The organism is Pseudoalteromonas rubra (genome assembly GCF_004212645.1).
In the GTDB taxonomy this organism is placed as follows: domain Bacteria; phylum Pseudomonadota; class Gammaproteobacteria; order Enterobacterales; family Alteromonadaceae; genus Pseudoalteromonas; species Pseudoalteromonas rubra_G.
Genome location: NZ_PPUZ01000015.1, coordinates 18,498 through 43,308 on the forward strand (window position 1 = coordinate 18,498; position 24,811 = coordinate 43,308).

Consider the following 24,811-nt stretch of genomic DNA (forward strand, 5'->3'; position numbering starts at 1 on the left):
ATGAAATGTGGGCTCAAGCCACTTGATTAAAATAGCGTGCATTCATGTCCCGAATGGCCTGGTGTTGCTGCTCCTCAAGGATCTGCTTAACCTGAATGGCAATATCCTGAGCCTGTTCACCACTACGCGCATTGACTGTGATATTGGCGTTTACCGTTACATGCGCACCCTGATACGCTGTGGTACTTTTTGCCGACACCGGCTCTGCAGATGATGTTGCAATGTCCGGCGAAGCCGACAAAGACTCTGGCGAACCAGCAATATTAGCCTTGTCTGCAAGCGCATCGCTGGTGCTGGCTGATGTGTCATCACTAAACCAGCTGCTAATATGGGACCCCACCGCGGCATTGGTGATAAACCCGGCCAATGGTGCCGCCATTTTTAGCCAGGGGCTTTTGCTTTTTTCCATCAGCCCTGTGACTGCTTTGGCTGAAAGCATGCCGCCGAGTGTGCCGCCAATCACTCCGGCTTTTTGCGAGCCACTCAAAGACTCATCGTTGGCGGCCTGCCATACGGTGTGATAGTTCAGCGCATCGCCAACAAAGTTGCCAACTTTGGCCACTTTGTGTGCGCGACTCTTGTCATTTCCGGTGACTTCAGCCAACGCGGATGCGGTGCCTGCGGCCAGATTAAACGGATTGATAAACTGATTTTTGATAAACCCTTCGGCCAGACCCAACACATGATTACCATCGCCACTTTGTGAGGCCGTAACAGGTGCACCGACCTCATTTGTCTGAACGAGAGTTTTCCCGGCACTACCTCCGGTATCTGGTGTCGTCTGAGATTGGGCAGGTTCATCATCAGCAAACCAGCCACCGAGCTTTTCACCCAGCCAGCCGCCAACAGACTCACCGCCCATCGCGCCCAGCGCGCCTCCGACCAGGCCACCAATGGCAGTGCCAATACCTGGGATCACCGAGCCAATGGCTGCACCTGCTGCCGCACCAGCCCAGGCACCGCCCGCACCGCCGACGGCGCTGCCAACCTGCTGCGTTTTCTGCTCAGCACTCAGAGTGTCATCTGACAAAGTAGTCGCCACATCCACCGCGCCCATCACAGCACTCAAAGGGGGAGCCAGCTTACCGAGCATTTTGGCTCCGGGCAGACGACCAAATAACCCGCCTTTTTTCCCTGCAAATTCCCCCAGCTTGCCAGCTTTCGCATCATTTGCCGCAGCCTGCACCTCAATCGACTTTGATGTCGCATTCGGCAGCTGTCTGCCACTGTCGAGCATGCGAATAGCATTGCCCTGAGTTACAGGCTTATGTTTATGCTTTCTGTTGCTGTTTTGCTCAGGCTCAGAGCCTGCCTGGCCCTGGCGTTTTCCTTTGTTACGGCCACGTTTAGAGCCTGACTTACCCTTAGATTTGCCTTTGTTTTTGCGCTTGCCTGGCTTTTTCTTTTCTTCAGGCTCGTCTTCCAAGTGACCGTCAAGGTCATCAAAGACACTAGAGGCTTCGCCGCCCCCTTCAGAATCGCCAAATAGCCCTGAACCGGTCAAGAACTCAGATGCAGCGTCGCCCAGCGACGACAAGTCGCCGTTCATCAGTCCTTTAAAGTCCAGCTTGCTAAGCGCCCCTTCATGTTGCGCCAACAATGAGGCCGCGCCGTCCATGCCAAACGCATTGAGCAGATCCGGTGCAGCAGACACCAGCGACGACAAGTCGCCATCCAGTACGCCTTTTACATCAAGCTTCTGGAACACCCCGGCATGTTGTTGCAGCAACGAGGCCGCATCATCCATCCCAAAGGCACTCAGCAGCTCAGGGCCGGCTTCTGTCAAAGAAGACAGATCGCCGCTCAAAAGCCCGTCCACATCGAATTTCTGTAGCGCAGGTAAAGCCGACTCAAGTAAGGCACCTGCGTCTCCCAGGTCCAATGCTTTTAGCAAGTCCGGGGCCGCATTCATCAGGCTGGAGACATCTCCCTGCACTATGCTTTTCAGATCAAGCTTGGCCAGCCCGGGAATGGCGGTTTGCAACTTATCCGCGGCGTCATCCAGCTCAAACGCGCGCAATACTTCGGGCGCAGCATCCAGTAAGCTGCTGAGATCGCCCTCCATAATCGCCGGGGCATTGAGCTTACTCAGCACCGGCATGGCCTTTTGCATTGCTGCCGATGCGCCGGGCATGTCCAGTGCATCAAATACCGCAGGGGCAACCTCTCCCAGCGAAGCCAGATCGCCACTCATCACGCCCTGGATGTCGAGCTTTTGCACAATGCCAGCGTGTTGTTGTAGCAGGGCTGCCGCCTCTTCCATGCCCAGTGCATTGAGCAGTTCCGGACCGGCTTCAGCCAGAGAAGTCAGATCACCCCCGAGCAATCCGTCTACATCAAATTTTTGTAATGCGGGAAGCGCGGCAGCCATAGCCGTGCCCGCATCTCCCAGCTCCAATGCACTGAGCAACTGAGGGGCGACCGCCATCAGAGTGGACACATCGCCCTGTGCTATGCCTTTGAGATCAAGCTGGGTCAAGCTGGGTATGGCGGCCTGCAATTTGTCTGCAGCCCCTTCCAGCTCAAATGCACGCAAAACCTCGGGCGCAGCGTCCAGTAAACTGCTAAGGTCGCCTTCAATGATCGCAGGCGCATTGAGTTTACTGAGCACCGGCAGGGCTTTTTCCATCGCCTGTGATGCACCTGGCATGTTCAAGGCCTGAAATAGCTGCGGTGCAGCCTGAACCAGTGAACCCAACTCTCCGCTGGCAATCGCCGGTATGTCCAGTTGTGCAAGGGCGGGTAAGGCTTGTGCTACGCTGTCCGAGACGCCATCCAGTTGCAGCGCACTAAGCATTTTTGGCAGCTCTGATGCCAAAGCCTGTACATCACCACGCAATGCACCAGACAAATCCAATTGTGCCAGTGCGGGGAGTTCTGAAGCCAATGCCTGCTGTAGCTGAGGCAAATCGACGGCGTCAATCAACGCAGGTAAAGCCGCTTTGAGTCCACTCAGGTCACCTTCGAGCAACGCCTTGAGGTCCTGATTTTGTAATACCGGTACTGCGGATTGAAACGCCGCTACGCTCTGGCCCAGATCCAGTGCACGTGCCACTTCAGGCACCAAAGTAGTCAGACTGTCCAGATCAGCATTCACAGACTGAGACAACGCAGTCACAGCGGATACATCCACTGAGCTCTCAGCAGTCGCTGTCGCCAATACATCACTGCCTGCGGACGTATTGAGTTCAAGCGCCTCCGGTCGTTGCCCGGGCGCATTTACCGGCGCAAAACCGGGCGCCGTTGTGGTTGCTATCTGGCTAACTCCGCCAGGCTGAGGTGCTTGTTCATTTTGAGCTGCGAGGCGCGCAATCACACCGCCCAGGTTATCCAAAGACGCCAGCAAAGCGTCTGACACCTCAGAAGAAGCTGGATTATCGACGCTCAGACTGACAACGCCTTGGCCTGAAGCAGGCTGCGCCGATGGTCCCGGTTGTGCCAGTACAGATTGCAGACGTTTTTGCAAATCGCCACTTTGAGGCGCTAATAACGACAGCGCCTGCAGTTGTGCGAGCAATTGCCCGATGGACATGGCACTTGCCTCACTTTGCAGCTGCAAAGCCTGCAGTGCCCGGCCAAGTTTTGCCAGCCGCTGGTCCACGCCGTTGCTCTGCGCCAGGCGATGTTTAACTTTATTTTTGGCTCCGCCAGGAGCACGAAGATGTTCGACAGTTCCTTGTTTCATAGATTTACCTGAAAAGCGTTAAGAAGTGATACCAGAGAGTGAAGGACGATGTAGTGTGTGATTGGCATTGCTAAGCAGCCTGCAAAAAGCCACTGAGCAATGCCCGCAATTGAAACTACAAACATGCGCAAAAACGCATGTTTGCAGAGATATGACCCGCACCAGATCAGGACGCTGAGGTTGCCTCTTTGTAGTCAACCGCGGCATTGAACCAGTCGATTAATTCATCCTCGGTCAATGCATTGAGTTCGGCCAGGCCCCAGCCAGTGTATTTGGCCAGGGCCACGACCATGGCTCTTAAGCGCCTGGGCGGGATACGAGAAAAGCCTGTAAGGTTTCTCTGAGCTTCACAAAGTCGCTCCAGTCAAGCTCTTCGATGATATCCGGCGAGACTTCGCACAAATTAGAGAAGTAGCGAATTTCACTTTCCGACTCGCTGATATCAGCCTTGTCCACCATTAACCGGTCTCGTACTTTTGGTCGTCTCATTGTTAATTCGGCATACTCATGCCCGTCGACCGTCACTGGAAATGCCAGGGTAATGATTTCTTTCATGCTTTTGCTCCTATTATTATTTTCTCAGTGCGCAGGTGGGCCGCCTTAGGGGTTAAACCAGTAAGACGTGCCCACCAAATCAAGGCAAGCGCGCGAATTAAGCGCCAATCGCAGCGCGTAGCAGCGCCATTTGGTCTGTGCCATTGATCTTGCGCACATCGTTGTACAGGTCAATTTCGTAGATCACTTCGTTGTTGATCTCCAGCTTGTACTTCTGCACTGTGTACTGCATCGTCAGCTTGGCTTCTTCGCCGTCTTTCCAGTTACCCATATCGACTTCTTTGAAGTAACCTTCCAGGGTCACAACCACAGGCTGTGGTGGCTGACCCTGTGCCTGAATCGCACCACGCGCGGTTAGTGGCGTGGTTGCCCCACTCCAGTCACCCAGCAGCTTGAGCATGTCGGCGTTGTATTCAAGCAAAGTGATACTGCCTTCGAGTTTCTCAAGCTGACCCACGTCCAGCTCAATCGGTGCCTGAAAGCCCGATGTTACTTCACGGGTTTTTACTGTGACTTTTGGCAGCTGGATTTCGTCCGCAATGCCCAGGTAGCCTTTGCCGTCTACGAACAGTTTGAATTTTTTAAGGATTTTAGGAGACATTGCCATTATACGATTTCCTCTAGGTAGTTATTTGTCAGAATGCTCTTGAAGGTGATGTGCTCAGCCGGGGTTGGCGGCGTGAAGTCAAAGCTGAAGTACACCTTGCCAGCCTGGAGGTTTTCCGGCGTATTCAGCTCTTCATCTGCCCAGATTTCGCCGCCCAGGATTGCACCTTGTGCTTTAAGGCTGTCCAGGTAAGACTGCACGCTCTGTTTCACATCTTCGATATAGGTTTTGGTGATGTTACGGTCAACCGCCCACATATGGGCACGCAGTAGTGAGTCATTGATCATGTCTGCGGTACGAACCACTGACAGGAAAGCCCATTTCGGGTCGCCAGAACACGTACGGTTACCCCAAAGCTTAAAGCCGTTTTGGCGGATAATAGTTGCTACATCATTTTCGTTCAGGTGGTTAGCACGCGCCTGTTTATCACCCAGCTGGAAGTCCACCGGACGAGCAGTACCGACGATGCCATTCATGGCAGTGTTACTCGGACTCCACCAGAATCCGCGGTCGTTATCCGATTTGGCAATCATACCGGCAACACGTGCGCTGGCTGGCTCAACCTTTTCAACACCGTCTTTGAACACGCGAACATGTGGGTCAACCAGGAATACACGACGTGAACTCTGATCACCACGATATTCAATGGCTTTCGCATCTGTGCTATTTGGACCATCTGCGATGATCACCGCACGAAGTCGCTCAGCCACGCCCACTAGTTTGCTGACCACAGGGTTAGCACCGCCATCACGTTGATGCGTGTAACCCGGCGCAACCAGAATACGTGGCGCAACACCCAGTACAGACTCTGCACCTAAAAAGGCAAATACCCCTTTATACTTGCCGTCATCCGTTGAATCGTCTGTCATCGCTGCCATCACAGCGGCTTCATCGGCACCTTCAACACGTACCACAACCACAGCGGCGCCAGCCTGGTCAAAAATGCCACTCAGTGCAGCAGGCAGTGTACCGTCAGTTCCCAGCTTTTCGGCTTCACTACGTTTACCTGCGATTAATACTGGTGTATTGGCCGGGAAAGCGTCTGTATCTGCGCCAGGGGCAGTACCTATAACACCAATAACCGAGCTTTTTACAGTTTTAATAGGACGCGTACCAGATTGCGCCTCGATGACTTCTACACCGTGTAGAAATTCAGACATAGATATCTCCTTTAAAGGTATGTCAATTAGCTAATAAAAAAGCCACAGCCGAGCTGCGACAAACGCAGCCCAGGTGCTGTGGCTTAAGTTGAAAAATAAATTGAGAAAATTAAAAAATCACAAGTTAGATTTGGATCCCTTCGATGGTTACCGGTTCGCCATTGATAAGATATAAACCTTCAATGGCGATTGATAATTTGCCGTCTCCGGCCGGGTGCACCGCCACCCCTTCAAGTGCGAATCTCGGCTCCCACTGCTCAAGCGCATTGGAAATGGCAATGGTAATATCACCAACCAGAGAGTGTGAAAACGGCCGGTCAATAAGTTCAAACAAACCGCAGCCATAATCGCGACGCATCACCCGACTTCCCTTAGGGGTCGTCACAATATCGCGAATACTTTGTTTCAGGTGCTCAACGCCGCCCAGCGGCTTACCTGTCCGGGCATTCATGCCAATCATGTTTCACCTCCTTATGTTTTAATGTCCAGTTTTGCATCTCCACCAATCAGCAGGGCATCACAAGACGTGCTGTCTCCTACCCTGGCGATAGCCACACCACCAAGCGTAAATAAAGCGCTACCAGTCGCTACAACCGCTTTCTCATGAAGGATTTTTTTGTCCTTACTAAGGTGCTCTGTAATTTTGTCTCCCACCAGAGTCACAGGCTTTCCGTTGACGGTAAACTTGCGCGATTCGGGTTTTTCAATGAACACCACTCCCGGGTCAAAAAGCTTATTGTGCGGCTTTCCATCGGCTTTATCGCCTAAGATGCTGACATCTGCCATGTCAAACTCTCCTTACTAACTCGCTTCGATTTTGTTGCCTTTGAGCAGCAAAGTGCTGCCACCAGCATCAACATCCAAATTTCCACCAGTGGATTTAACCGAGACAGTCTTACCTTCTAGTGTCAACGCTCCTTCACTCGCCTTTACCGTCAGCGCCCCCTTGGTGGCCTCAACGTTGAGGTTTCCCTGTTCAGCTTTAATATTCACATTGCTTTGAACTGCAGTGATATCCAGCTGTTTATCTGCTTTGAGCGAAATATTTCTGGCACAATGAATATGTACTCTTGCCGTTTCCCCACCGTCCGTGTCCGGCACATAAATATGATAAGCATGATTTTGGTTGTCATACTCCACCAGCGCGCCGTCCTGATAGCGGGTGCGATGCACATGTTCACGACTACTTGCCGCAGCGTAACTTTCCCCTTCACCCGCACCTAACACATGGTCGGGTTTATGGTGATCAGCAGCCGCACTATACACACTGCCCAGGATCACACCCTGAGCGGTGTCGCCGCAGGGCGCAAGAACAATTACCTGCTCACCAATTTCCGGGGCTCGCCAGGTCATATTATGCGCTGCCATATCGGTCAGCCAGGGCAGCTTAGCTGTGATCCAGTCACCGATTTTGACTTTCACACGAGCCGTTTCATAATCCACTTCATGCACCGTACCCAGCGTGATCAGCTTGCTTAAACGATGCTGTAAGTCAGATAGCGCTAACTCAGATTGAGCGGGATCCAGATTCATAGTACCTCCCCGGCGCCCGTCTGGGTGCTGTAGATTAACTTGTGCTCATAGCCCTGCTGCCCCAGGTAAACATCCGTGATGGGCGTACCAGGTGACTCGCTCTGTTCAAGCTGATAGTAAAATGACCAGTTCAGCTGCAACTGTGCTTTAATCCCTTCACTGTGCTGGCTAAACGCAAAGGTCGTTTGCTCAGCAATAAAGTGCTGCCAATGGGTGGGCACGTCGTCCGCCATCATCGCGGCTTCGCCTATACTGAGTACCTCATCCAGCCTCTCCAGCAACCTGGCTTTATCGCCATCCATCAACGCAATATCGAGCTGTACACTCAGCACCCGCCTGTCAAGCGGGTTTGGGCTGAGGTTTTTGTTGTACGCCGGTCCATAGCTGACACCTTTGTCGGTGCCTTTACTTTGCAGCTCGCTGGCCTGACGCTCCTGTGTCGGCGTTACTGTCAGTTGCGCTTGCTGGGTCAGGTCCATGGCAGCCTGGCTCGGGATTAGATAATCCACCCGAGCCACCTGTGCCAGGGACGTCGTCAGGCGCTCAAGCACCTGGGTGATTAAGGTCGTTCGTTGCATAGACTTGCTCTTAGATTAAAAAGACTCGAAGACAATCAGTGAGTCAGGGCGGGCGACGTGCCCGAAGGGAACGATATTACAGCTCGGGTCTGACCGGCCACACGACTTCGCTCGGCGAGCTATATGCCTGCGGTAAATCCCTCAACGCCTGACGATACTGCTTCAGCTCATCAGGTATCGCACCTTCCGTTTCCTGATATTTCAGTACCAGCCAATCCGTTGAACGCAAATACGCATCGCGCATTGCCCTGATTGAGTGCCATTGACTCTCATCTGCAAGTTGCTGAACAGGCATTTGCGCTTCATTTTCTGCTATGTCCATGTTTATTGCTCCCATGTTGGTTGGTTTTGACTAATGCGCTCGGCACTTGGGCGACCACGCTCCGACGTATACTCAGTGCTTACGCTAATAGCTCGAGATGCGCCGCAATGGAATCTTGGGTCAACTTTAAGAGTTAACCTCGCGATGCCCGAGTCATATCCCTGACCAATTGCCCTGAAATTCACAGGAACCGAAGAACCAGCCAGATCCGAACCCAAAGGAATTTCTTTCGCAGGGTTGTCCGGCTCCGAAATAAACAGGCTCAAATGGTTATTGTGTACAATGCTTTTTGCTTCCATTACGGCAGAAACACAGTCCTGAAATGACGTACCGGTAAACACTAAGTGTTCAGTGTAACTGGTTGCAAACATCCCCCGGTGGGTCATGATAACTTCGCATTTAAAGTAGTCACCGGCTGCACCGAAACCACCGCCATTTTGTGCATCAAATTCAAGTAAATTGATGTAATAGGGTTCCTGTGGTGAGGCGCAATGCGGAAAAGCAGCGTCAGGTCCATCTCTATCTGCTGTATATCCACCATTACCCAGAGTAGTCGCAAAAAAGTAGCGCTTTATTTTGCCTTGCTTATGGACATCCAAGCCGTTAACCAGCTCAGTATGGCCACTTTTCCAGCTATTAAACTCAGACTGAGCCTGAACCATTTCAGTATTGAGCGACGCTTCAGCGTTTGTAACACGCGCATCAACCTGCGCAAGCTTAGCATTCAGTGTGGTTGTTATTTCACCGGCTTTATCGGCTACAGTTTGACACAATGCGTTTGCACGCCCTGCGACCTCAGTAAGCTGCTGCGAGATTGGTTTAGTTTCAGTTGTCATATAGTTTCCTTTGAATTTTATAAGTCTTTATCTTCAAGCCTGTTCCAGCGCCACTAAGCGCCATTCTTGTTTGATCTGACGGTGCATGGTATCTAGCTGCACCAGGGTCAGCTCGGCCAGTTCGTTGTCGAGGATCAGGTTAAGGTTATCGACACCGAGTTTGACCTCAATACTGTCGGAAGGCAGCTGGGTCAGGCTTAGGGTGAGCCATTGCAACACTTTGACGTCCGGCGTACGATACCCAAGCGTGGTGTTAGGTTTAGAATACACGCCCAGTAAAATCAGCTTGGGCTGACCGTTGGAGAGCTTTTCGCCGGAATCCAGAAATACGCCAATTTCACCAATGGCATATTCCAGCGGCGCTTCGAATTTGGCGGCCACTTTCAGGCTGCTGCTTTCGCCGTCGGTGTAATCCGAATCGGCAATTTCCACCAGCTCTTTTTGAGAGCGCAGCGTGGTTTGATTTTTTGACGGGGTGTAGCTTGCATCGCCAAAGGCCATGTGGCTTATTTGCCCTTTAAAGCCTCTGGCGCGCGCCGACAACAGCGCATCCAGCCCCACCTGAGTAAATTGCAAGGTTAATGCTGACATTACGTCACTCCTTGGAAATGAAAAGATTGAATATTCAGCGCATCTAACCCTGAAGATAGCGCCAGTGCGCCAGCCATAGAGTCGGGCGTCACACCCGAGCTTTCGGCCTTAAGGCTGGCGGTATTTAAGGACTGCAGCTGTGCATGCGCTGCCATTACCCCGTCGCTCGGATCCGGAGTGATCCCCTCACCTTCTATGCGCCAACGCTGACAATTGAGTAAGTGTCCCGCTGCGGCCGTTGCCACAGCTCCCTGTGCTGAGTCTGGCGTAACCCCCAACCCCGCCGCTTGATGGTCGATAAGATTGAGCGGCGATTGTGCAGCTCCAAAAGGGGCCAAGGATTCACTCAGTGCTATACCCAGCTGTAAATCCACGTGAATAGCGCCGCGCTTAACGGTATTGATCACCCGGCGGATTTTTTTCAGCATCAGGGGAGTCAGCAGTCCTTGCTGTTGGTCGTCCAAATTCTGATTCACCAGTGCCCAGACTTTAATGTTACCGGGCGGCATGACCTCATCTGAGGGGGTGTCCGCTCCTTCGGACTGCCACCATTCCTTGATCTCAGTAGCAATGTTTAAACTGTCGAGCGCTTTTTGCAGCGCGTAAGGGGTGCCCTTGTATTGGTGCACCGCAAAGGCATCACAGATAACCTGGCGTTTGAGTGTTTCTGACCAAGCTTCATCCCATTCATCCACCGACATCGCCCAGGCCAGCCAGGGCAACAAAGGCGCAGGGCACAACATGGGATCCCACAGCGCGCGAAGCAGCAGGCGGATATCCTGTAAAATACAGGCATCCTGCACAGCCCGGCGCTGTGCTTGTTCATCCAGGCCGTCATGCCAATTGGGGATATTGAGCGCCCGGGCAAGCTCAGCAAGCTTAGCCGCTGGGCAAATCGCCTGATCCCATAGTAAGGTCAGTAACTGATTGATGTCCGTACTAAAAAATGCGCTATCGGTCGTGGAATTTAACTGCCACTGGGTCGCAAGGCGCCGGCGTTCTGCTTGGCTCCTGTTGCTGATATCCAGTGTATCAAGTAACAATGCCCGTACCTTGCCAGGCTTTATCATCTCATCGGCAACCACCCGGCTCAGCGCCGATGCATTGGTTGGCAATAATTCATTCATCTTTGACCACCACAGACACTTGCATATGCTCGCACCAGGCCGACTGAGCCTGTGTCACGGACACATTGTTAGCGGGAGACAGCAAATTCACTTCGTCTACCCCTTCACGATGCAGCGCCGCAAACAAACCAGCACGGGTCACTTTTTTGCCCAGTGCCCGGCGACTTGTCAGGTAGGCTTGCAATGCGTCCTCGGCCGACAGCCGGATAGCTTCGGCAGACGGTCCGGGTAACACAATCAGCTGAGCGTTAACCGTAAAGGGCACAATTTGTGCGCCATGGATAGTTACTCTGTCTCCGAGTGGTCTCACTTGCGAAGCACCCTGGTGCTCCCATCCCTGGGCAGCAAAATGTTTACCCACCTTGTCGAGCAACGCCTGCGTGGGCGTACCGTCCCCTTCGTTGCTTAAAATGGTCAGGGTGATCTCACACGGCGCCGGACTGTGCACCGTCACATCCCGAATGGCCGGGTCGAGCGACAAAGTATGAAAGGTATAGGCCGATACGCTGCCCGCAGTATTTAACCCGTCGAAGGCCAGCTGAATACGCTGGCGAAACCGGGTATCGCTTTCACCCTCGTCGCGCAGCAGGTTATAGCGCGATGCGATGGCATCCAGATCTGCGCCACTGGCTGTTGCCAGCATCACGCCTTTGACCGCATCATTTGCCTGCTGAGTGTGCAATACCTGCTGATAAGCCAGCGTTTGTAATAAAGCCGTCAAAGGGTCGCTTTCAAGCTTAAGCGCATCGGCATATTGAGGGTGAGACGCCAAAAAACGCTGTTTGATTTCACTAAACTGCTGTTCGAAATCTACATCCTGCAGCAGGTCCGGCAAAGGCACCCGAGACAGGTCTGGTGTTGAAAATTGGCTCATCTCACCCTCGGTCTTTACAAAAAGGAATAAAAAAACCCGATTTGGTCCTGCATCAGTGCAGTACCGCATCGGGTTTATCACGGGAAGTCTGTTTTTAATCTCTGTTAGCTTTCTCAAGCTTAGGTGTATCTTACTGATTTTCTAGAATTAAAAACGGTCAATTCTGACCGGTTTAAATGCCACAGAGTAAGCCACCGTTAACCTGGCATAAAAAAACCACCATTCGAAATACGAGCCGGTGGTTTTTAACTTGCGGATGCTTTACTTACAAAGTAACCGTTTACTTGGTTGCTTGACTTAACTTTCTCAAGCTTAGGTGTATCTTACTGATTTTTTGGAATTAAAAACGGTCAATTCTGACCGGTTTAAATGCCGCAGAGTAAGCCACCGTTAACCAGACATAAAAAAACCACCAGTCGAAATACGAGCCGGTGGTTTTTAACTTGCGGATGCTTTATTTGCAAAGTAACCGTTTACCTGGTTGCCTGACTTAACTTTCTCAAGCTTAGGTGTATCTTACTGATTTTCTGGGCAGAAAACCGGTCAATTCTGACCGGGTTAGATATTTCTACGTTTTTAATTCGCCAGCTGAGCGGATCTAAAGCTCAGCCGTAAATGAGAACGCATCAATTGCCTCAATAGACGTCAGCTCCGCAACCTCTAGCTCCGCCTCATCACTTTTCTGACGCAACGCTTCACGTTTTGCTAATTCGGCCTGCAATGCAGCCACAGCTGCGGCTTGCTCGGCCTCGCTGCCACCCAGTTGCGCCAGTTGCACACGTTCCTGCGCCTTGGTTACACGCCACAGCTGCGCTTCCAGACAATCATACACAGCACGTTTGATCTCACCTACCAGCTCGTCTTTACGTGCAGCAATGGCCGCTTCACTAAGGTGTGGCGGCTGATAGCCAGCAATAAAGGCAGCGACAGACTCCTCATCCCAAGCTTCGCCCGTTTGCGGGTGCACCAGCCAGTAGTTTCCCTCGATTTTCATGCCTTTATCGGCAAAATATTCGCAACTCATGATCTCTCCTTAAAATGCGCGACAGGTGCGGCCGAGGCCGTATTTGTTATAAACATAATACTCATTGATAAGCCCAACATGACTGTATGGGTTGATACAATGGATCGCCGTAGCCACTATACCTCCATCATAACCAGGGCTGGCAGCTCTTGTACAAAAGCTGTATAAGCCCAGTAGTTCGCCACCCATGCTTTCTAGCGCAACTTTGACCTCACCTTCACCATTCTCAGTCCCATTTGAGCTTTGTGTTCGACTTGCTGAAGAATTGCTTGCAAAGAAGTAATTAACAGGCTCTAAACGTTGTTCTGCGGTGAAACGATAGTGGGCACAGTACTTATTCCCTCCCATTTTTACAGTGTTATTGTAAACACCATAGTATCCATAATAACTATATGAAGCATGGTTCAATTGCTGTTCATTGGATGTATAGCGTCGGTTGCCATAAGGGTGTGGTAAATTGTGATAAATAAAATTAACAGTCGTAAAATCCCCAGCATCAACATAGGCCTGTAGCTCATCTTGATTAGCAATTGCGACATTCGTAACAATATTGCCATCTCCATACTTCTCAATAAGCAGAGAGGTATTTTCATCCACCATCACCAAACAGTGTTTCTGATTGTCGTAAAGTACAGCAACATTGGTGTAGGCGTGACTGGTATTGGTTGTTACTCCAAACTGGTCCTTAGCATTTAAATCTTTTTTAGGGCGAGTGATCGACGTAAACCCCTGTGAACGAACAAATATGCCACCGTAATTGGCCACACCTGTTGCTTGAGAATCCTGCGTGCTATACACAACTTCATAGTCAACATCAGCATTGTTCGCCTTTTTACCGAGCGGTAAAATTGCGCTGGCACCATACAAATATATTTTGCTGGTTGGGTTTTGTTCAAACGCATTCGCATACACAAAACAGGAATGCAAAGTCGTTTTACTTGCTCCATCAGAACTCAAAGATAAAAACTCTAAACGGCATTGTTCATTGCTCGCGTTATGAGTGTAAGCAGGCCTAACTAGAAAAGTCTCACCACTATTATCATAAACAGCAAATGCAGCTGTTCCCCGCCGATAACTAGCATCCGTGCTGGATGTTTCTATCGGTGTCATGCCAAACAAAGGCCTGATTTGATTGTTAAAAGCTCGCCCCTGCAATGCCTCAACCCGAGCCAGGCTTGGTGCCATGGTATCCAATCTGTCCAGCTTGGCTGCTTTGCCTTCAAGCGCAGCGCCGTTGTCATTAAGCGTTTGAGCCGCCTGCTGCAAGCTGGTCTGACCGACCTGAGCGGCCTGTTGCAGCGCCGTGGTCGCCTCATCTATATGTGATTCGGCGACGGCCACAACAGCCTGTTCCAGTTTTTCGTTGTCGGCCAGTTTGGTGATTGCATTACTGACCAGCGCCTGCTCTTCGGCGCTGAGCGGTTGTTCGCCTTGCATATCGGCGACCAGTTTGTCGACCATGACCTGCACGGCAGTTTGTATACTTGCCATAAATTCCTCGTTGAATAATGTAGAAAGTAAATGAAGGGGCCTGCACTAGAGCGCAAGCAGGGGTTCACCTAATAGCTGGTTCAGGCGACTGCGACGCAGCTTTTCCTGCACCGCAAGATACTGTTGCTGTTGAATGTGTTGTTGCTGATATAACTGCGAATCTACTGCCGTCAGGGCATTGGCGAGTCGCAATACATCTTGTTGCAGCAAATTGTCCGGATGCGGCAGCGGCAGCGAAAAGTGCGGGGTTTGTGGATTATGCATACCGCCTCCTTAGATTGAAAATGCCCGTAAAGCGCGCACTCTGGGGCGCTCGGTATGGCTGCCAGACAGCAATAATTTTACCCGAGCGCTGCGCTCAGTCAGGTTATCCAGCTGATAGTGACACAGCTGCCAGCCTTCATCCGCTGCCTGTGTCGATTTCAGTGGCACCTCAGTCCAGGCATCGCCCTGCTCAATCAAGACAGTGACCTTGGCCACGCCGGGCAGTTGGGCTTCAAAGCTCACTTTCAGGCTGCCATCCAGCTCACAGGGAATAGCCCGGGTTACGTAGTCGGCCTGCTCCGCGACTTTGCCCAGCGCAGCCTGTACGCTTTCAAACAACACCGGAGACTGAGTTGCCGTACCAGTCAGTCTGGCACTGACGCTAAGCGCTTCCACAGCCTTATTGGCAAGTCGCACAGACTGCAACTCCTGCAAGCTGAATGTGCCTGTGTTTTCACCTGAAAACTCAAGTTGTAGCTGAGTATCGCTGCCCGGGCGCTCTGCAACAGCCAGTGCCAGCAAGTCTGTGTGACCATCCAGTGCTACCTCGCCCAGTGCAACCTGGCTCTCGGTTTGCGTAAAGCGCGCAGCTTTAAGGCGAAACGCCAAATCACGATTCTGGTGCGGTGTCCAGGTTGATGCATTACTTGAAGACAACAATACACCTACCTGATAGGGCTGACTGGTTACCCAACCGCTTTGGCTGTCAAATTGACCCAGCTCGGCAATCGCCACTTCATGTTCAGCACCATCCGTGAGCACTACTATCGCGTACTCTTCGCCAGCATTCAGCGACACCGGCGTAAACTCGAACAAGGTCGACTCGCCACCGAGTTTGATGTCGCTTTGCTGCAAGGTCGCCTCGGCCAGTACGGTCTGGTTTGGGATCCCCAGCTCAGTTTCGCGGATCTGCACTCGTACCGCCTCGGGCCCGGTCTTTTTAAACCACAGCTCCACAGCGGCAATAAAGCGACGCTCTGGCAAAGTAAAAGTTTGTGCCAGCGGATCGTAGCGCACTGTCACGATGGAGTTGATGCGTCTGACCGTTTCGCTGCGGATGGTCGCATTACCGGTATAACGGGCCTGCCCCACCGATCCCATGGCGCCACTAAAGCGCACATCTTTACTGCCCACCGGCACATTGCCGGGGATCAAAAATCGGCCACGTACCTGACCATTATTATCTGCCTTGATCATTATGCCTCCTGAGCCTGAACACGGATCCCATCAAAGGTCACCCTGTCCAGGGTTTCCTGTGGGCCAAATCCGGAGATGGTAAAATTCACCCAACGTGAACGCATAAACTGAGCCTGACGCGTGGTTCGGCGCAATACCTGAGTGCTGGTGCGAGTGCGGGTTAACCTGCGCAGGCCCCGGCCAATATCAAAGCGCCGGGTAATTGGGCTGGTCCAGCTGCGGCTTGTCTGAGTCCAGTGATCGACACTGGGTGACAAACGCACGGTGGCAGGGATAGGCTCAACCGCCTGATAGGGATTGACCTTCATGCTGCCGGTTTGCTTGGTTTGCGCCAGCACGTCTTCGAGCTCATAGGGCAAAGTCAGCACATTGCCAGTCGGCAAAGGCAGTTCAACAATATCAGCACTTAAGGGCAGAATAAGCTCACCATCGACAATGGCCGCCGTTTGTTCAATCCCGGCATCGCGCATATCATCGTCAATAAAGGGGTCAACAAACACACCAAACTTGCTGGAAGACTCTTCACTGTTGGCGTCATTACGCAGCCGTTCAATCGCCAGCAACTGATATAAATCGCTGATCTGAGACTGCATTTGTTCCAGCTCAGACATAGATACCGCTCTGACCGCCAGGTTTTCAATTTCCGGCGCCTGCTCCGCGAACCAGCTCTGACTCACCTGTGCCAGGGGCAAATGATTGGCCGGCACTTTTGGTGCTACGGGCAGTTGATGGGCCGGTTGGCCTTTAATGCGTTTAAGCTGGCCAAAGCGGTCCAGTACCACTAAATCAATACGCGGTCGATACCACTGATAGTCCACCGTGATCAGTGCATTCTCAACCAGCTCGCCCTGTGGTTGTTGCTTTTGCAGAGTAAAACCAAATTCATCGGGCTCTACTACAACCTGGGTACGAAAGCGGTAACGCACCTCAAACTGGCTGCCCGGTGCAGGCTCTGCTCCACTGAGCTGCCAGCTGATGTGATTGCGCAAAAAAAGAAAATCGACCCCAGCCACAAAGGTGGTCTCGCCCTGGGTGACACTGAGGATCTCCAGCACCGATTCATCTGGCAGCAGATCTTCCCCCCCCGCCAGCTGAGCACGCGTCAGTGTCGCACTTTTCTCGATGCTGACATTCACTTCTTCTACGGTTTTCACCGGGAAGAAATCCAGGTCAACCCGCATACTGCGTGTGTCGTCACCCGATGCCGGAACACTGATAAAGGCTTTGGGCTCTTCCCTGACAGTGCCAATATCCGGATCCCAGTCAAAAGCCGCGCTGCGTGCGGTATCAAAGGCCACTTCATAGCCCTGAATATGCGCCTTCCCTTCTTGCAGACTGAATACCTGCTGATCGGCTTCGCGGTCACGATAGCTCAGCGCCATGCCCTCAACCACATAACTGCCGCCATTGGCTTCACGGTCATAGCGGGCCAGTGCCTGAGTCACGGCATCCAGCTGAGGCGGCGGCTGTTTGATGATCAGCACCCCATCTTCAATGCGGTGCACCGGGTAAAAGGCATTTTCTTCGGCCAGGGCGTCATCGCGCTGGCCCCACTGGCAATGCTGTTTTAAACGGGCAGCACCAGGTTCGTCATAATTGAGGGCATTGACGGCCGGATCTCTGAGCGTTGGGTCTTCCACTTCCGTCACCACACTGTGGGTCAGCCAGACACCAATGTCTACCGAGCCTTGCAGCGCAATGGTAAGTGTGGCAGCTGGCAGGCTTCTGATATGACCATCCAGATAGACCTGAGCGGCGCTCAGTTGCGTCTCACCCGATTGTGTATCGATCACCACGTCGCCGCCAGACACCAGATCGCCGTCTTTTAGCAAAACATCGGCAATGTCTTTAACCTGATTCTGAACCTGAGACTGCAGGTCATTCAGTTCCCGGCTTTGCAAACCGCGCCCGGAGCGAAACAACAAGCGCTCATAGCCATTGGCCTTATCATAATTGTGATAATAATCCTGTAGCATGGGCTCTCCTAAAAACTCATCACAAATTCAAAACTTTCTCGCACACCGGGTTCTCTTACCAAAGGTGCACGATGGTCCAGCAGCAACAAGGTTCCCGGTGATGCGACTTGCTCCGGCGATACATAGACCTGCCCTGCTGCCACATCGTCTGTGAACGTGGTGCCTGAAAAGATCCCCAATTCACGAATGGTCTCGCCCTGGGCATCTGCAAAATCAAAAACAAACTGACAATAAACATGACGCGTTGGCTCGGTTGAGCGTCGGTATCGCCCTCCCTGGACTTCGATATCGCCTTGTTCATCGGGTTCGCAAAAACCTTGAACTTTGACTTTGCGATAGCCAAGCGGATCTGCCAGATGTGTTGCACTGATGGGCTCGGATGGTGGCGTCTGCCAGTTGCCATCACCACGTCCCCATGCCAGATAAAGCGGGGTTTGGGCCACACTGCGCGCAAGCAGAGTCCGCCCGTTAAAGGTGAAAATAGACAATGTAACTCCTTGTTTAGAGGTTAAGTAAGTGAGTAATGACACTGGACAAGCTGAGGTGTCTGGTTGTGTGACCAGCTCACCGTTGACCAGCTTCCCTGCCAGAGTCCGGGTTGGGTATGGATGTGACTGGCAATGTTACGTTGATGTGAGATACCTGCTAGAAGGTGACTGGCGGGCGGTTCACTGAGTACCAATGAACCCAGTCGGACATCATGGACTTGACCCCACAACTGCCCTCGTTTGCGCAATACGCCGCCCTCGCTCTGTACGGATACCTCTGTTCCTTCGCTGTGAGCACGTAGGCGGGATAGCCTCACTTGTTGGCCATCTTGCAGGGTGTAGCGAAAACCAGACTGGTCGCTGAGCAAGTCGCCAAACTGACCTGAGGAGAGGGCCAGTTCTCGAATGTCGAGCTGATAAGTAATGCGGACCAGCTGACTGCGAGCCGGCGCACTGAGTTCACTCAGCTGCGCCAGCCGATTAAGCTGCCACTCTCCCGGGACACTATCAAGGTGCAACTGATAGCGGTAAAAATGCCGAAGTGAGTCCGACTCCTCAATTTGCAATAAGGGTACGCCCAGCCAGCCAACCGCCATCGCCAGACTCGCCCTTGTGCCCCGGATCCGTTGCCAACTCAGGCCCTGTAACAGCACCTCATCCAGATTGTCCAGATAAGGCTCCAGCGGATCCAGGCCATATTCCCATACCAGCCATGGCAACAGATTGGGATTAGGGTGAGACTTAAACCCTCGCAGCAGTGAAATGCCTGTTTCCAGTGTCTGAGTGAGTTGTCCGTGCTGATCCAGCGCCCATTGCAATTTGGTGTGATTGGGCGGCACTAATGGCGAATTTGGGGTCAGGTTTTCAGACATAAATTCACCTGCCTAAGTTGCACATATTGATTTGCCGCGACCTCGACCAAGGAGGCAGGCGTATGGATCTCAACATGTTTCACGCCCGCAATATGCAACTGGGCACTGAGCCAGCTGGGCGTCATCACTGTGCCCAATGCCAGCTCCGTTTGCCAGGCTGCATGCAACTTGGCCTCCAGTTGCTCGAATACCCGCACGGGCGTATTCGGATTGAGATAAATATCAGCGCGGACATCCACCTCAATGGCCTCGGCCAGCTCGACATCCACCGTATCAGTCAGTACTTTAACTTCATCACTAAGCACATGGCTGCGCACCTGTTCTAGCGCCGTTATCGGGTTTTCGTTGGTGTGAAATAGCACGGCCACTCGCACCTTGCCGGGCTCGGGACTGTCTACTTCCACATCGCGGATAGCACTCGGTGCTGCGCTCAGGGCCGCATTGCGATAGTGGTCTTTACTGCCTGCGGTGCTAGATGCCAGAGTCTTTTGCCGTATCCGCTGGCGAAACCCGCTGTCAGCTTCATCAGCCGCCCGCAGGACACCATAGAACAACCCCAGCTGATCCAGGTCGGCATCCTGCGCAGTGGCCAATAGGTTTGACTGCACCGCCTCGTTAATACGCTGGCGCAGCAGTAATTCACGGTAACTTTCGACCTGCAAGCATACCGATAACGGGTCGCTTTGCAGGGCCAGTGCGTCTGCATATTGCGGCGCAAGGGCTTTAAACCGCGCCACCCGCGCCTGATAAATTTCTTCAAATTCAATAGATTCTAATATATCGGGCGCAGGGAGCGCCGCAAAATCGAAAAGGTCGGTCATGGAAGGCCTCAGGGGTGAATAAAGGCAGCCTCAGAGACTGCCTTGAAGTACTTCAGGAGTGGCGTGATTAGGGTGCTAAAATCTCAGACACTCCTTTAGCCCGGCTTTGAATTTCAGACAAAACCACCTCGGTCCCCTTTTGCTGATAGGGAAAATACAGGGCACCAGCATCAACTTGCTCACCTATTGTGCCAATGAGATCGACACAGTTTTGTGCCGTGGGTTTAATATCATCCAAAGAATTTGCACTGACAATTGCAGATACCAGTTTGGAGAGCTCCACCAGTAACAGGTGAGCCGTATCTGAAGTCGTGCCTAGCAGTGACTCACTGTCGCCGACTTGTTGCGTGATTTGACCTCGCTTGACAAGCTTTTCCAGTCTTGCCTGCATTTCCAGCTCTGCTTCTGGTGTTAGAAATGGCTCCATTTCAATACTCCTATACTTTGATATGTGGATAGTTAACAACGCGGTCAACGGCAAATGTGGCATAACCAAATTGGGTGATGTTTTGCAAAGGCCGAGGATCAGGTATTTGTTCAGTATTCGAGTTTATAAATCTTACAAACAACACTGAATAGGGGTGCAAACCTGGAATAAAAATACAAGGAATAGTAAGCATTCTCGGCGTAGAATCCCAATAGCCTGTTTTATATAAAACACTTCCCTGTTCGTTAAGTACGTGGTTTATCTGCTCACTGGTCGCTTTTTCATTGGCTAGCACAAACTGCATCTGTGTAATGCTCCAGTCTTCAACATATTGGACTGGTTTTTCATAATAACCCGGTGCTTTGATATAAGAGTTGATAAATTGTACTCTTGTCAGGGCTCCGGCACTTGGATACTGATAAAAACCGGCACCAGTTAAAGGCACTTTCTTCCATTTGGAGATATGCTCCTGACCTTCCTCGGCTTCTATTCCAAGAGTATCCTTTGAGTAAACAGTTCCATCGTAATAGTTGATTTTTGTATCAGAGTGACTTGCAGCCAGTTCGGCAATGGCCTGATCTACTCGGGTTTCTGCACCAGCAACTGTGGCATTAATCGCGCCCATTTTAGCTGTCACTTCACTGGTAAGCGTATTGTTTGACGCCACCAGCTCTCCATTGGTTTGCTGCAATGCAGCGATACGCTGATCCAGCGACATAGTTTGTGAATTACTCATAGTTAAACTCCTAGTTCGAGTAAACGGTCGTTAAATTGAATTTGTCTGTGGTTTGACTGCAACTGGGCGATCGCCATACTGGTTTGTGCTTCTGCCATGGCCACAAATTCGGGGGTGTGAAACAGGTTCAGATCTCCGCTGGTATTCACGGTTAGATGCTCATATGGGACCGCCGTTAGCGTCAGGTCAAAACCCTGTACAACGCGGGCAACCGGCGTTTGATAAAACAAGACATTTTCAGGGTGAGACCAGATGGCAAACAGGGTTTTGCGTGCATCATCGGAGTGGTCATTCAGATAAAAGCCCACTTCACAAACCGCGTATTCCTTATCGTCAGTGAACACACCGGATAGATGAAACTGACCGTCGCCGACCACTCGGCCATCGGTGACCGGCACATTGTTACGTTCATTTTGCAGACGTGTTTGAGTGCGGGTAGGCACATAGCCTTTGTCGCCCACGCCGATGCGCCCAATCTCAAGCTGAATACCATGGGTTTGGGCATTCACGGCGGCGTTGATGCCCGCCTGGGTAATAATGGGTGTATAGATACTCATAGGTTGCCTAAACAGTTGTCATCATAACCTGTTGCAGCTGGGTCGTGGCCATCCCATTGGCCACCCACACCGCGCTATTAAGTTGCATCTGAGCAGACTGACTTAAACAGCGTGTCGACACAGACAAGGACTGTGCCGCGCCTGACAGGTGTATTGATGAAGGTGAAAAAGAAAAATCGTATTGTTCAGACCACTGCCCCGTCTGGGCGCTCAGTGAGTGTGCGCCCGAAGCCAGACCCAGCGTCTGAGTTTGCGTCACACCAACACTAAACTGGATCTGGCTACGACAGGGTTTGGTCGCAGCGACGCTTTGCCACAACTGCGCCTGAAGTTTTGGCGTCAGCAAAGTGTTGCCCTGCGGGTCCAGGTTGTCATGGGCCAGCGCCAATAGCTCAGCACTGTGCGGCACACCGCCGGTTTGCCACCACTCGTGTAGTTCAACACTGGCATTCAAACTATTCAGAGATTGCTTAATTGCCCCGATGGTGCCTTTGATCCTGTGATTCGGCACACTGTCGGCAATCACCTGGCGCTGAATATGCTCGGGCCAGAGGCTGTCCCAGCTGTCCACGCTGAGCCCGTCGGCCAGCCAGGGCAAAAAATGCGCCGGGCAGCGCCACGGATCCCAAATTTGTGAAATGGGCACAGGCAGCTGTGAAATACGACTTCCGGCCTTATCCAGTGCTTGCTCAAATTCGCTCGCCTGACAGGGCAAGAGTGACTCAGACATGCTCGCCTCCAATGTCGACTTCAATCGCTGAGCAATAAGCGGCTTCATCCAGTCCTACCGTGATGTCCCACTGTGGCTCAAGTAACTCTACCCGTTGAACTCCTTCCCGGTGCAGCACCGCATACAGGGCGGACAGCGAAATGTCATGGCCGAGTTTGTGGTGTTCAGATAGCCACTCTGAGGTGATGTCTAATGCCTGCTGTTTGATGGCGTCACCATCCATACCCGGATAAAGATACAAGCGCGCGTTTATGGTAAACGGCTTGATAGTTGCGGCTTTCACCCGCACCCGGTCGGTCAGCGGGCGGATCTCATCCTGATTGAGATAGCGCTGGACCGTATCCAGTAAAGCCGGCGACGCCAGCCCGCTTCCCTCATCACTGAGGATAGTCACCGCGACATCGCCGGGCATGGGCTCACTCAGCCCCGCACTTGATGTACAGTTCAACACAAATGTGCTTGTTGCAGTGGCGTCCGCTACCGCTGAGCGCTCAAACTCAGGCGCGCAGACATACACATCCCGAACCTTTGGCGATGCTTTCAAGGCATGAAACACGTAAGCGCCGGCCGGTCCCGCTGTGCTGAATCCTTCCAGCGCCAGACGAATTCGCTCACGATAGCGCTCATCACTTTCATACTGAGGTTGTGCAGGCGAAGTCGCAGAGGTATCGCCTGACGACAGCATTGCACGACTGACACCAAAGCGCGCGCCGAGATAGTCCAGCTCAGCGCTGCTGGCTTTGGCCAGCAACACGGCTTCGGCTGCCTCATTAATGCGCTGCCTTAAGAGCATTTCCCGGTAGGCAAAGGCCTCAATGAGCTTTATAGCGGGGTCACTGGCATAATCCAGCCCTCCCCCGTCATAGCGCTGTGAAAAGTCCGCCACGATGGCGGTTTTTATCTCATCAAAGCTCAGCGGCTCTATCAGTTTTGGCGCAGGTAAACGTGCCATATCTATGGCACTAAAATTGGTCAGAGACATAGCAGCTCCTGATAATACAAGTTTGGAAATTAAGGCAAAGGGCAGCGCAAGAGTGCGGCGAACGGGCAAGGGTTACAGCAGGTCGTTAACGCCATTGGCGCGGTCAATGATCTCCTGTTTTACAGTATCCAGCCCTTTGCTTTGATAAGGAAAGGTCAGCTCACCCGTTGCTACTTTCCCTTCAATATCACCAATGGTGTCTTTCAGTGAAGTCACTGACGCTTTTACGTCGTCTATGTCTTGAGCTGCTGACAGTTTGTTGACGAAACCGCTGAGCTCATTGAGTAACAAGTGGGCCGTATCTGACGTTGTGCCAAGCAGGGATTGATTGTCCGCTACTTGCTTTTCTACATCACCGCGAACCTGAATACGGTTTTTCATCTGTTGTTCGGCCTCACTCAGCTCAACTGAATATTCGCTGTGTTTACCGAAGTTTTCCTCCACAAACTGTGCAACCACCGCAGGTGGGGTAAATGGGTCAAAGAATTGCTCTGCTACCTGATTATTGACGATAAGTTTTGCCATGTTGCACTCCTAAGGTAAAGTTGGGGTTGGTTGATGTTCATAAGCAGACACAGTACTGTCACCCAAGTATGGGAACTGGCCCCAGGCGTTCGCAATTGGAACATTGCCCGTTACCACCGCAGGTAATGCGACCTGGATCACCGTTGTTTCAGACAAGTCGAGGTCTTTACCATGGATATAGGGATGGCAATGTGTGTATAAGTTGCGATTACTATGGGATATGCCACCACCGCATACCTTAGCCGGTGCATTTGCTTCTAAACCACTGCACCAGAACCCGGTTGGAACCGCACCACGAATGTGCTTTACTACCGCCGCACAGGTCACGTAGGTAGGACGACGCAGATACTGATACATCATATAGGAATAGGTTTTAACCGTGTCTCCGTTCTCGTTGGTCACGTTTCGATAAGGCAGAAATTCCATTTCCCAGATATTAAAGTTTTTGGCAAAGTACTTGGTATCTGAACCAATTGCGCGTAAAAACTCGCGCGCAAGATCGGTTCTGTTTTGCGGCTCAACACCCGTTTCTACGGTTTCAACCAACCTGGCTTGCTTTAGATAGCCCGCACTCCAATCTTTGGGAAACGAGCCATCTTCTTTAGGGATCAATGCCTGGTTCTTTGTCACCCGAAAATGCGACTGAGACTCCGTGTACCTACTCAACTGCGCATCTACTTTTGCAAGGTGCTGGTTTGTTTTTGTCTCACTTGCACTGAGTGCCGCACTGAGCGCGCTATCAATACTCTGAATTTTGTTATCTACCGTGCTGGTCAGCGCTTCTGACGCTTCAACCAGGCTGGCAATATCGTGTTCTAATGCCATCGTTTTCTCCGTTTAAAATTGGAATTAA

29 protein-coding genes are annotated in these 24,811 nt (G+C 51.9%); all 29 read right to left on the reverse strand.

Annotated features, from left to right (window positions below; genetic code table 11):
• Positions 1 to 13 precede the first annotated feature (13 nt).
• Positions 14 to 3,685, reverse strand: coding sequence for a hypothetical protein (locus C3B51_RS05725; RefSeq protein WP_130244454.1), 3,672 nt, complete (start codon positions 3,683 to 3,685; stop codon positions 14 to 16).
• 166 nt (positions 3,686 to 3,851) lie between these two features.
• On the reverse strand, positions 3,852 to 3,977 hold the full coding sequence (locus C3B51_RS24060) for a hypothetical protein (protein WP_276312565.1): 126 nt from the start codon (positions 3,975 to 3,977) through the stop codon (positions 3,852 to 3,854).
• A gap of 5 nt (positions 3,978 to 3,982) precedes the next feature.
• A complete protein-coding gene (locus C3B51_RS05730) occupies positions 3,983 to 4,240 on the reverse strand; it encodes a phage tail assembly protein (protein ID WP_125781843.1) in 258 nt (85 codons plus the stop codon).
• A 97-nt stretch (positions 4,241 to 4,337) separates the two neighbouring features.
• Positions 4,338 to 4,847 carry a phage major tail tube protein gene (locus C3B51_RS05735; RefSeq protein ID WP_125720012.1) on the reverse strand — a complete coding sequence of 170 codons (510 nt, stop codon included), beginning with the start codon at positions 4,845 to 4,847 and terminating at the stop codon, positions 4,338 to 4,340.
• Complete coding sequence (locus tag C3B51_RS05740; protein ID WP_054015366.1) at positions 4,847 to 6,007, reverse strand: phage tail sheath C-terminal domain-containing protein; 1,161 nt, start codon at positions 6,005 to 6,007, stop codon at positions 4,847 to 4,849. The genes C3B51_RS05735 and C3B51_RS05740 overlap by 1 nt, the downstream gene beginning before the upstream one ends.
• A 124-nt stretch (positions 6,008 to 6,131) precedes the next feature.
• On the reverse strand, positions 6,132 to 6,467 hold the full coding sequence (locus tag C3B51_RS05745) for a GPW/gp25 family protein (RefSeq protein WP_125720016.1): 336 nt from the start codon (positions 6,465 to 6,467) through the stop codon (positions 6,132 to 6,134).
• Between the two features lie 11 nt (positions 6,468 to 6,478).
• On the reverse strand, positions 6,479 to 6,793 hold the full coding sequence (locus C3B51_RS05750; RefSeq protein ID WP_130244455.1) for a PAAR domain-containing protein: 315 nt from the start codon (positions 6,791 to 6,793) through the stop codon (positions 6,479 to 6,481).
• Between the two features lie 15 nt (positions 6,794 to 6,808).
• On the reverse strand, positions 6,809 to 7,540 hold the full coding sequence (locus C3B51_RS05755) for a phage baseplate assembly protein V (protein WP_130244456.1): 732 nt from the start codon (positions 7,538 to 7,540) through the stop codon (positions 6,809 to 6,811).
• Positions 7,537 to 8,118, reverse strand: a complete 582-nt coding sequence (locus C3B51_RS05760; protein WP_130244457.1) for a hypothetical protein — start codon at positions 8,116 to 8,118, stop codon at positions 7,537 to 7,539. The genes C3B51_RS05755 and C3B51_RS05760 overlap by 4 nt, the downstream gene beginning before the upstream one ends.
• Positions 8,119 to 8,194: 76 nt before the next feature.
• Complete coding sequence (locus C3B51_RS05765) at positions 8,195 to 8,440, reverse strand: phage tail assembly chaperone (RefSeq protein ID WP_130244458.1); 246 nt, start codon at positions 8,438 to 8,440, stop codon at positions 8,195 to 8,197.
• Positions 8,441 to 8,442: 2 nt separating this feature from the next.
• Positions 8,443 to 9,276, reverse strand: coding sequence for a hypothetical protein (locus C3B51_RS05770; RefSeq protein ID WP_130244459.1), 834 nt, complete (start codon positions 9,274 to 9,276; stop codon positions 8,443 to 8,445).
• A gap of 33 nt (positions 9,277 to 9,309) precedes the next feature.
• Positions 9,310 to 9,867 carry a phage tail protein gene (locus C3B51_RS05775; RefSeq protein WP_130244460.1) on the reverse strand — a complete coding sequence of 186 codons (558 nt, stop codon included), beginning with the start codon at positions 9,865 to 9,867 and terminating at the stop codon, positions 9,310 to 9,312.
• Positions 9,867 to 10,994: a phage tail protein I gene (locus tag C3B51_RS05780; protein ID WP_130244461.1), complete on the reverse strand. Its 1,128-nt coding sequence runs from the start codon at positions 10,992 to 10,994 to the stop codon at positions 9,867 to 9,869. Before C3B51_RS05780 ends, C3B51_RS05775 begins: the two co-directional genes overlap by 1 nt.
• On the reverse strand, positions 10,987 to 11,868 hold the full coding sequence (locus tag C3B51_RS05785) for a baseplate assembly protein (RefSeq protein ID WP_165389118.1): 882 nt from the start codon (positions 11,866 to 11,868) through the stop codon (positions 10,987 to 10,989). Before C3B51_RS05785 ends, C3B51_RS05780 begins: the two co-directional genes overlap by 8 nt.
• A 598-nt stretch (positions 11,869 to 12,466) precedes the next feature.
• Positions 12,467 to 12,892, reverse strand: coding sequence for a hypothetical protein (locus C3B51_RS05790; RefSeq protein ID WP_130244463.1), 426 nt, complete (start codon positions 12,890 to 12,892; stop codon positions 12,467 to 12,469).
• Positions 12,893 to 12,901: 9 nt separating this feature from the next.
• Positions 12,902 to 14,383, reverse strand: a complete 1,482-nt coding sequence (locus C3B51_RS05795; RefSeq protein ID WP_130244464.1) for a hypothetical protein — start codon at positions 14,381 to 14,383, stop codon at positions 12,902 to 12,904.
• Positions 14,384 to 14,428: 45 nt separating this feature from the next.
• Positions 14,429 to 14,647, reverse strand: a complete 219-nt coding sequence (locus tag C3B51_RS05800; protein ID WP_130244465.1) for a hypothetical protein — start codon at positions 14,645 to 14,647, stop codon at positions 14,429 to 14,431.
• Positions 14,648 to 14,656: 9 nt separating this feature from the next.
• On the reverse strand, positions 14,657 to 15,844 hold the full coding sequence (locus C3B51_RS05805; RefSeq protein WP_130244466.1) for a hypothetical protein: 1,188 nt from the start codon (positions 15,842 to 15,844) through the stop codon (positions 14,657 to 14,659).
• The gene (locus C3B51_RS05810) at positions 15,844 to 17,820 is read right to left on the reverse strand and encodes a DUF4815 domain-containing protein (protein ID WP_130244467.1); all 1,977 of its coding nucleotides are present in this window, start codon (positions 17,818 to 17,820) and stop codon (positions 15,844 to 15,846) included. The genes C3B51_RS05805 and C3B51_RS05810 overlap by 1 nt, the downstream gene beginning before the upstream one ends.
• A gap of 8 nt (positions 17,821 to 17,828) precedes the next feature.
• Positions 17,829 to 18,308, reverse strand: coding sequence for a hypothetical protein (locus C3B51_RS05815; RefSeq protein ID WP_125720048.1), 480 nt, complete (start codon positions 18,306 to 18,308; stop codon positions 17,829 to 17,831).
• A 20-nt stretch (positions 18,309 to 18,328) separates the two neighbouring features.
• Entirely contained in the window at positions 18,329 to 19,180 is an 852-nt protein-coding gene (locus tag C3B51_RS05820) for a phage tail protein (protein WP_125720050.1), read from the reverse strand.
• Positions 19,165 to 20,001 carry a baseplate assembly protein gene (locus C3B51_RS05825; protein ID WP_130244468.1) on the reverse strand — a complete coding sequence of 279 codons (837 nt, stop codon included), beginning with the start codon at positions 19,999 to 20,001 and terminating at the stop codon, positions 19,165 to 19,167. The genes C3B51_RS05820 and C3B51_RS05825 overlap by 16 nt, the downstream gene beginning before the upstream one ends.
• Before the next feature lie 67 nt (positions 20,002 to 20,068).
• Positions 20,069 to 20,428: a hypothetical protein gene (locus C3B51_RS05830; protein ID WP_130244469.1), complete on the reverse strand. Its 360-nt coding sequence runs from the start codon at positions 20,426 to 20,428 to the stop codon at positions 20,069 to 20,071.
• 10 nt (positions 20,429 to 20,438) lie between these two features.
• Entirely contained in the window at positions 20,439 to 21,164 is a 726-nt protein-coding gene (locus tag C3B51_RS05835; protein WP_130244470.1) for a hypothetical protein, read from the reverse strand.
• A gap of 2 nt (positions 21,165 to 21,166) precedes the next feature.
• Positions 21,167 to 21,721 (reverse strand): phage tail protein, encoded by a 555-nt coding sequence (locus tag C3B51_RS05840; RefSeq protein WP_130244471.1) that lies wholly within the window; start codon positions 21,719 to 21,721, stop codon positions 21,167 to 21,169.
• Between the two features lie 7 nt (positions 21,722 to 21,728).
• Complete coding sequence (locus C3B51_RS05845; RefSeq protein ID WP_130244472.1) at positions 21,729 to 22,451, reverse strand: phage tail protein I; 723 nt, start codon at positions 22,449 to 22,451, stop codon at positions 21,729 to 21,731.
• On the reverse strand, positions 22,444 to 23,433 hold the full coding sequence (locus C3B51_RS05850) for a baseplate assembly protein (RefSeq protein WP_130244473.1): 990 nt from the start codon (positions 23,431 to 23,433) through the stop codon (positions 22,444 to 22,446). The genes C3B51_RS05845 and C3B51_RS05850 overlap by 8 nt, the downstream gene beginning before the upstream one ends.
• Before the next feature lie 72 nt (positions 23,434 to 23,505).
• The gene (locus C3B51_RS05855) at positions 23,506 to 23,958 is read right to left on the reverse strand and encodes a hypothetical protein (protein ID WP_130244474.1); all 453 of its coding nucleotides are present in this window, start codon (positions 23,956 to 23,958) and stop codon (positions 23,506 to 23,508) included.
• A gap of 9 nt (positions 23,959 to 23,967) precedes the next feature.
• Positions 23,968 to 24,783 carry a hypothetical protein gene (locus C3B51_RS05860; RefSeq protein ID WP_130244475.1) on the reverse strand — a complete coding sequence of 272 codons (816 nt, stop codon included), beginning with the start codon at positions 24,781 to 24,783 and terminating at the stop codon, positions 23,968 to 23,970.
• Between the last annotated feature and the right edge of the window lie 28 nt (positions 24,784 to 24,811).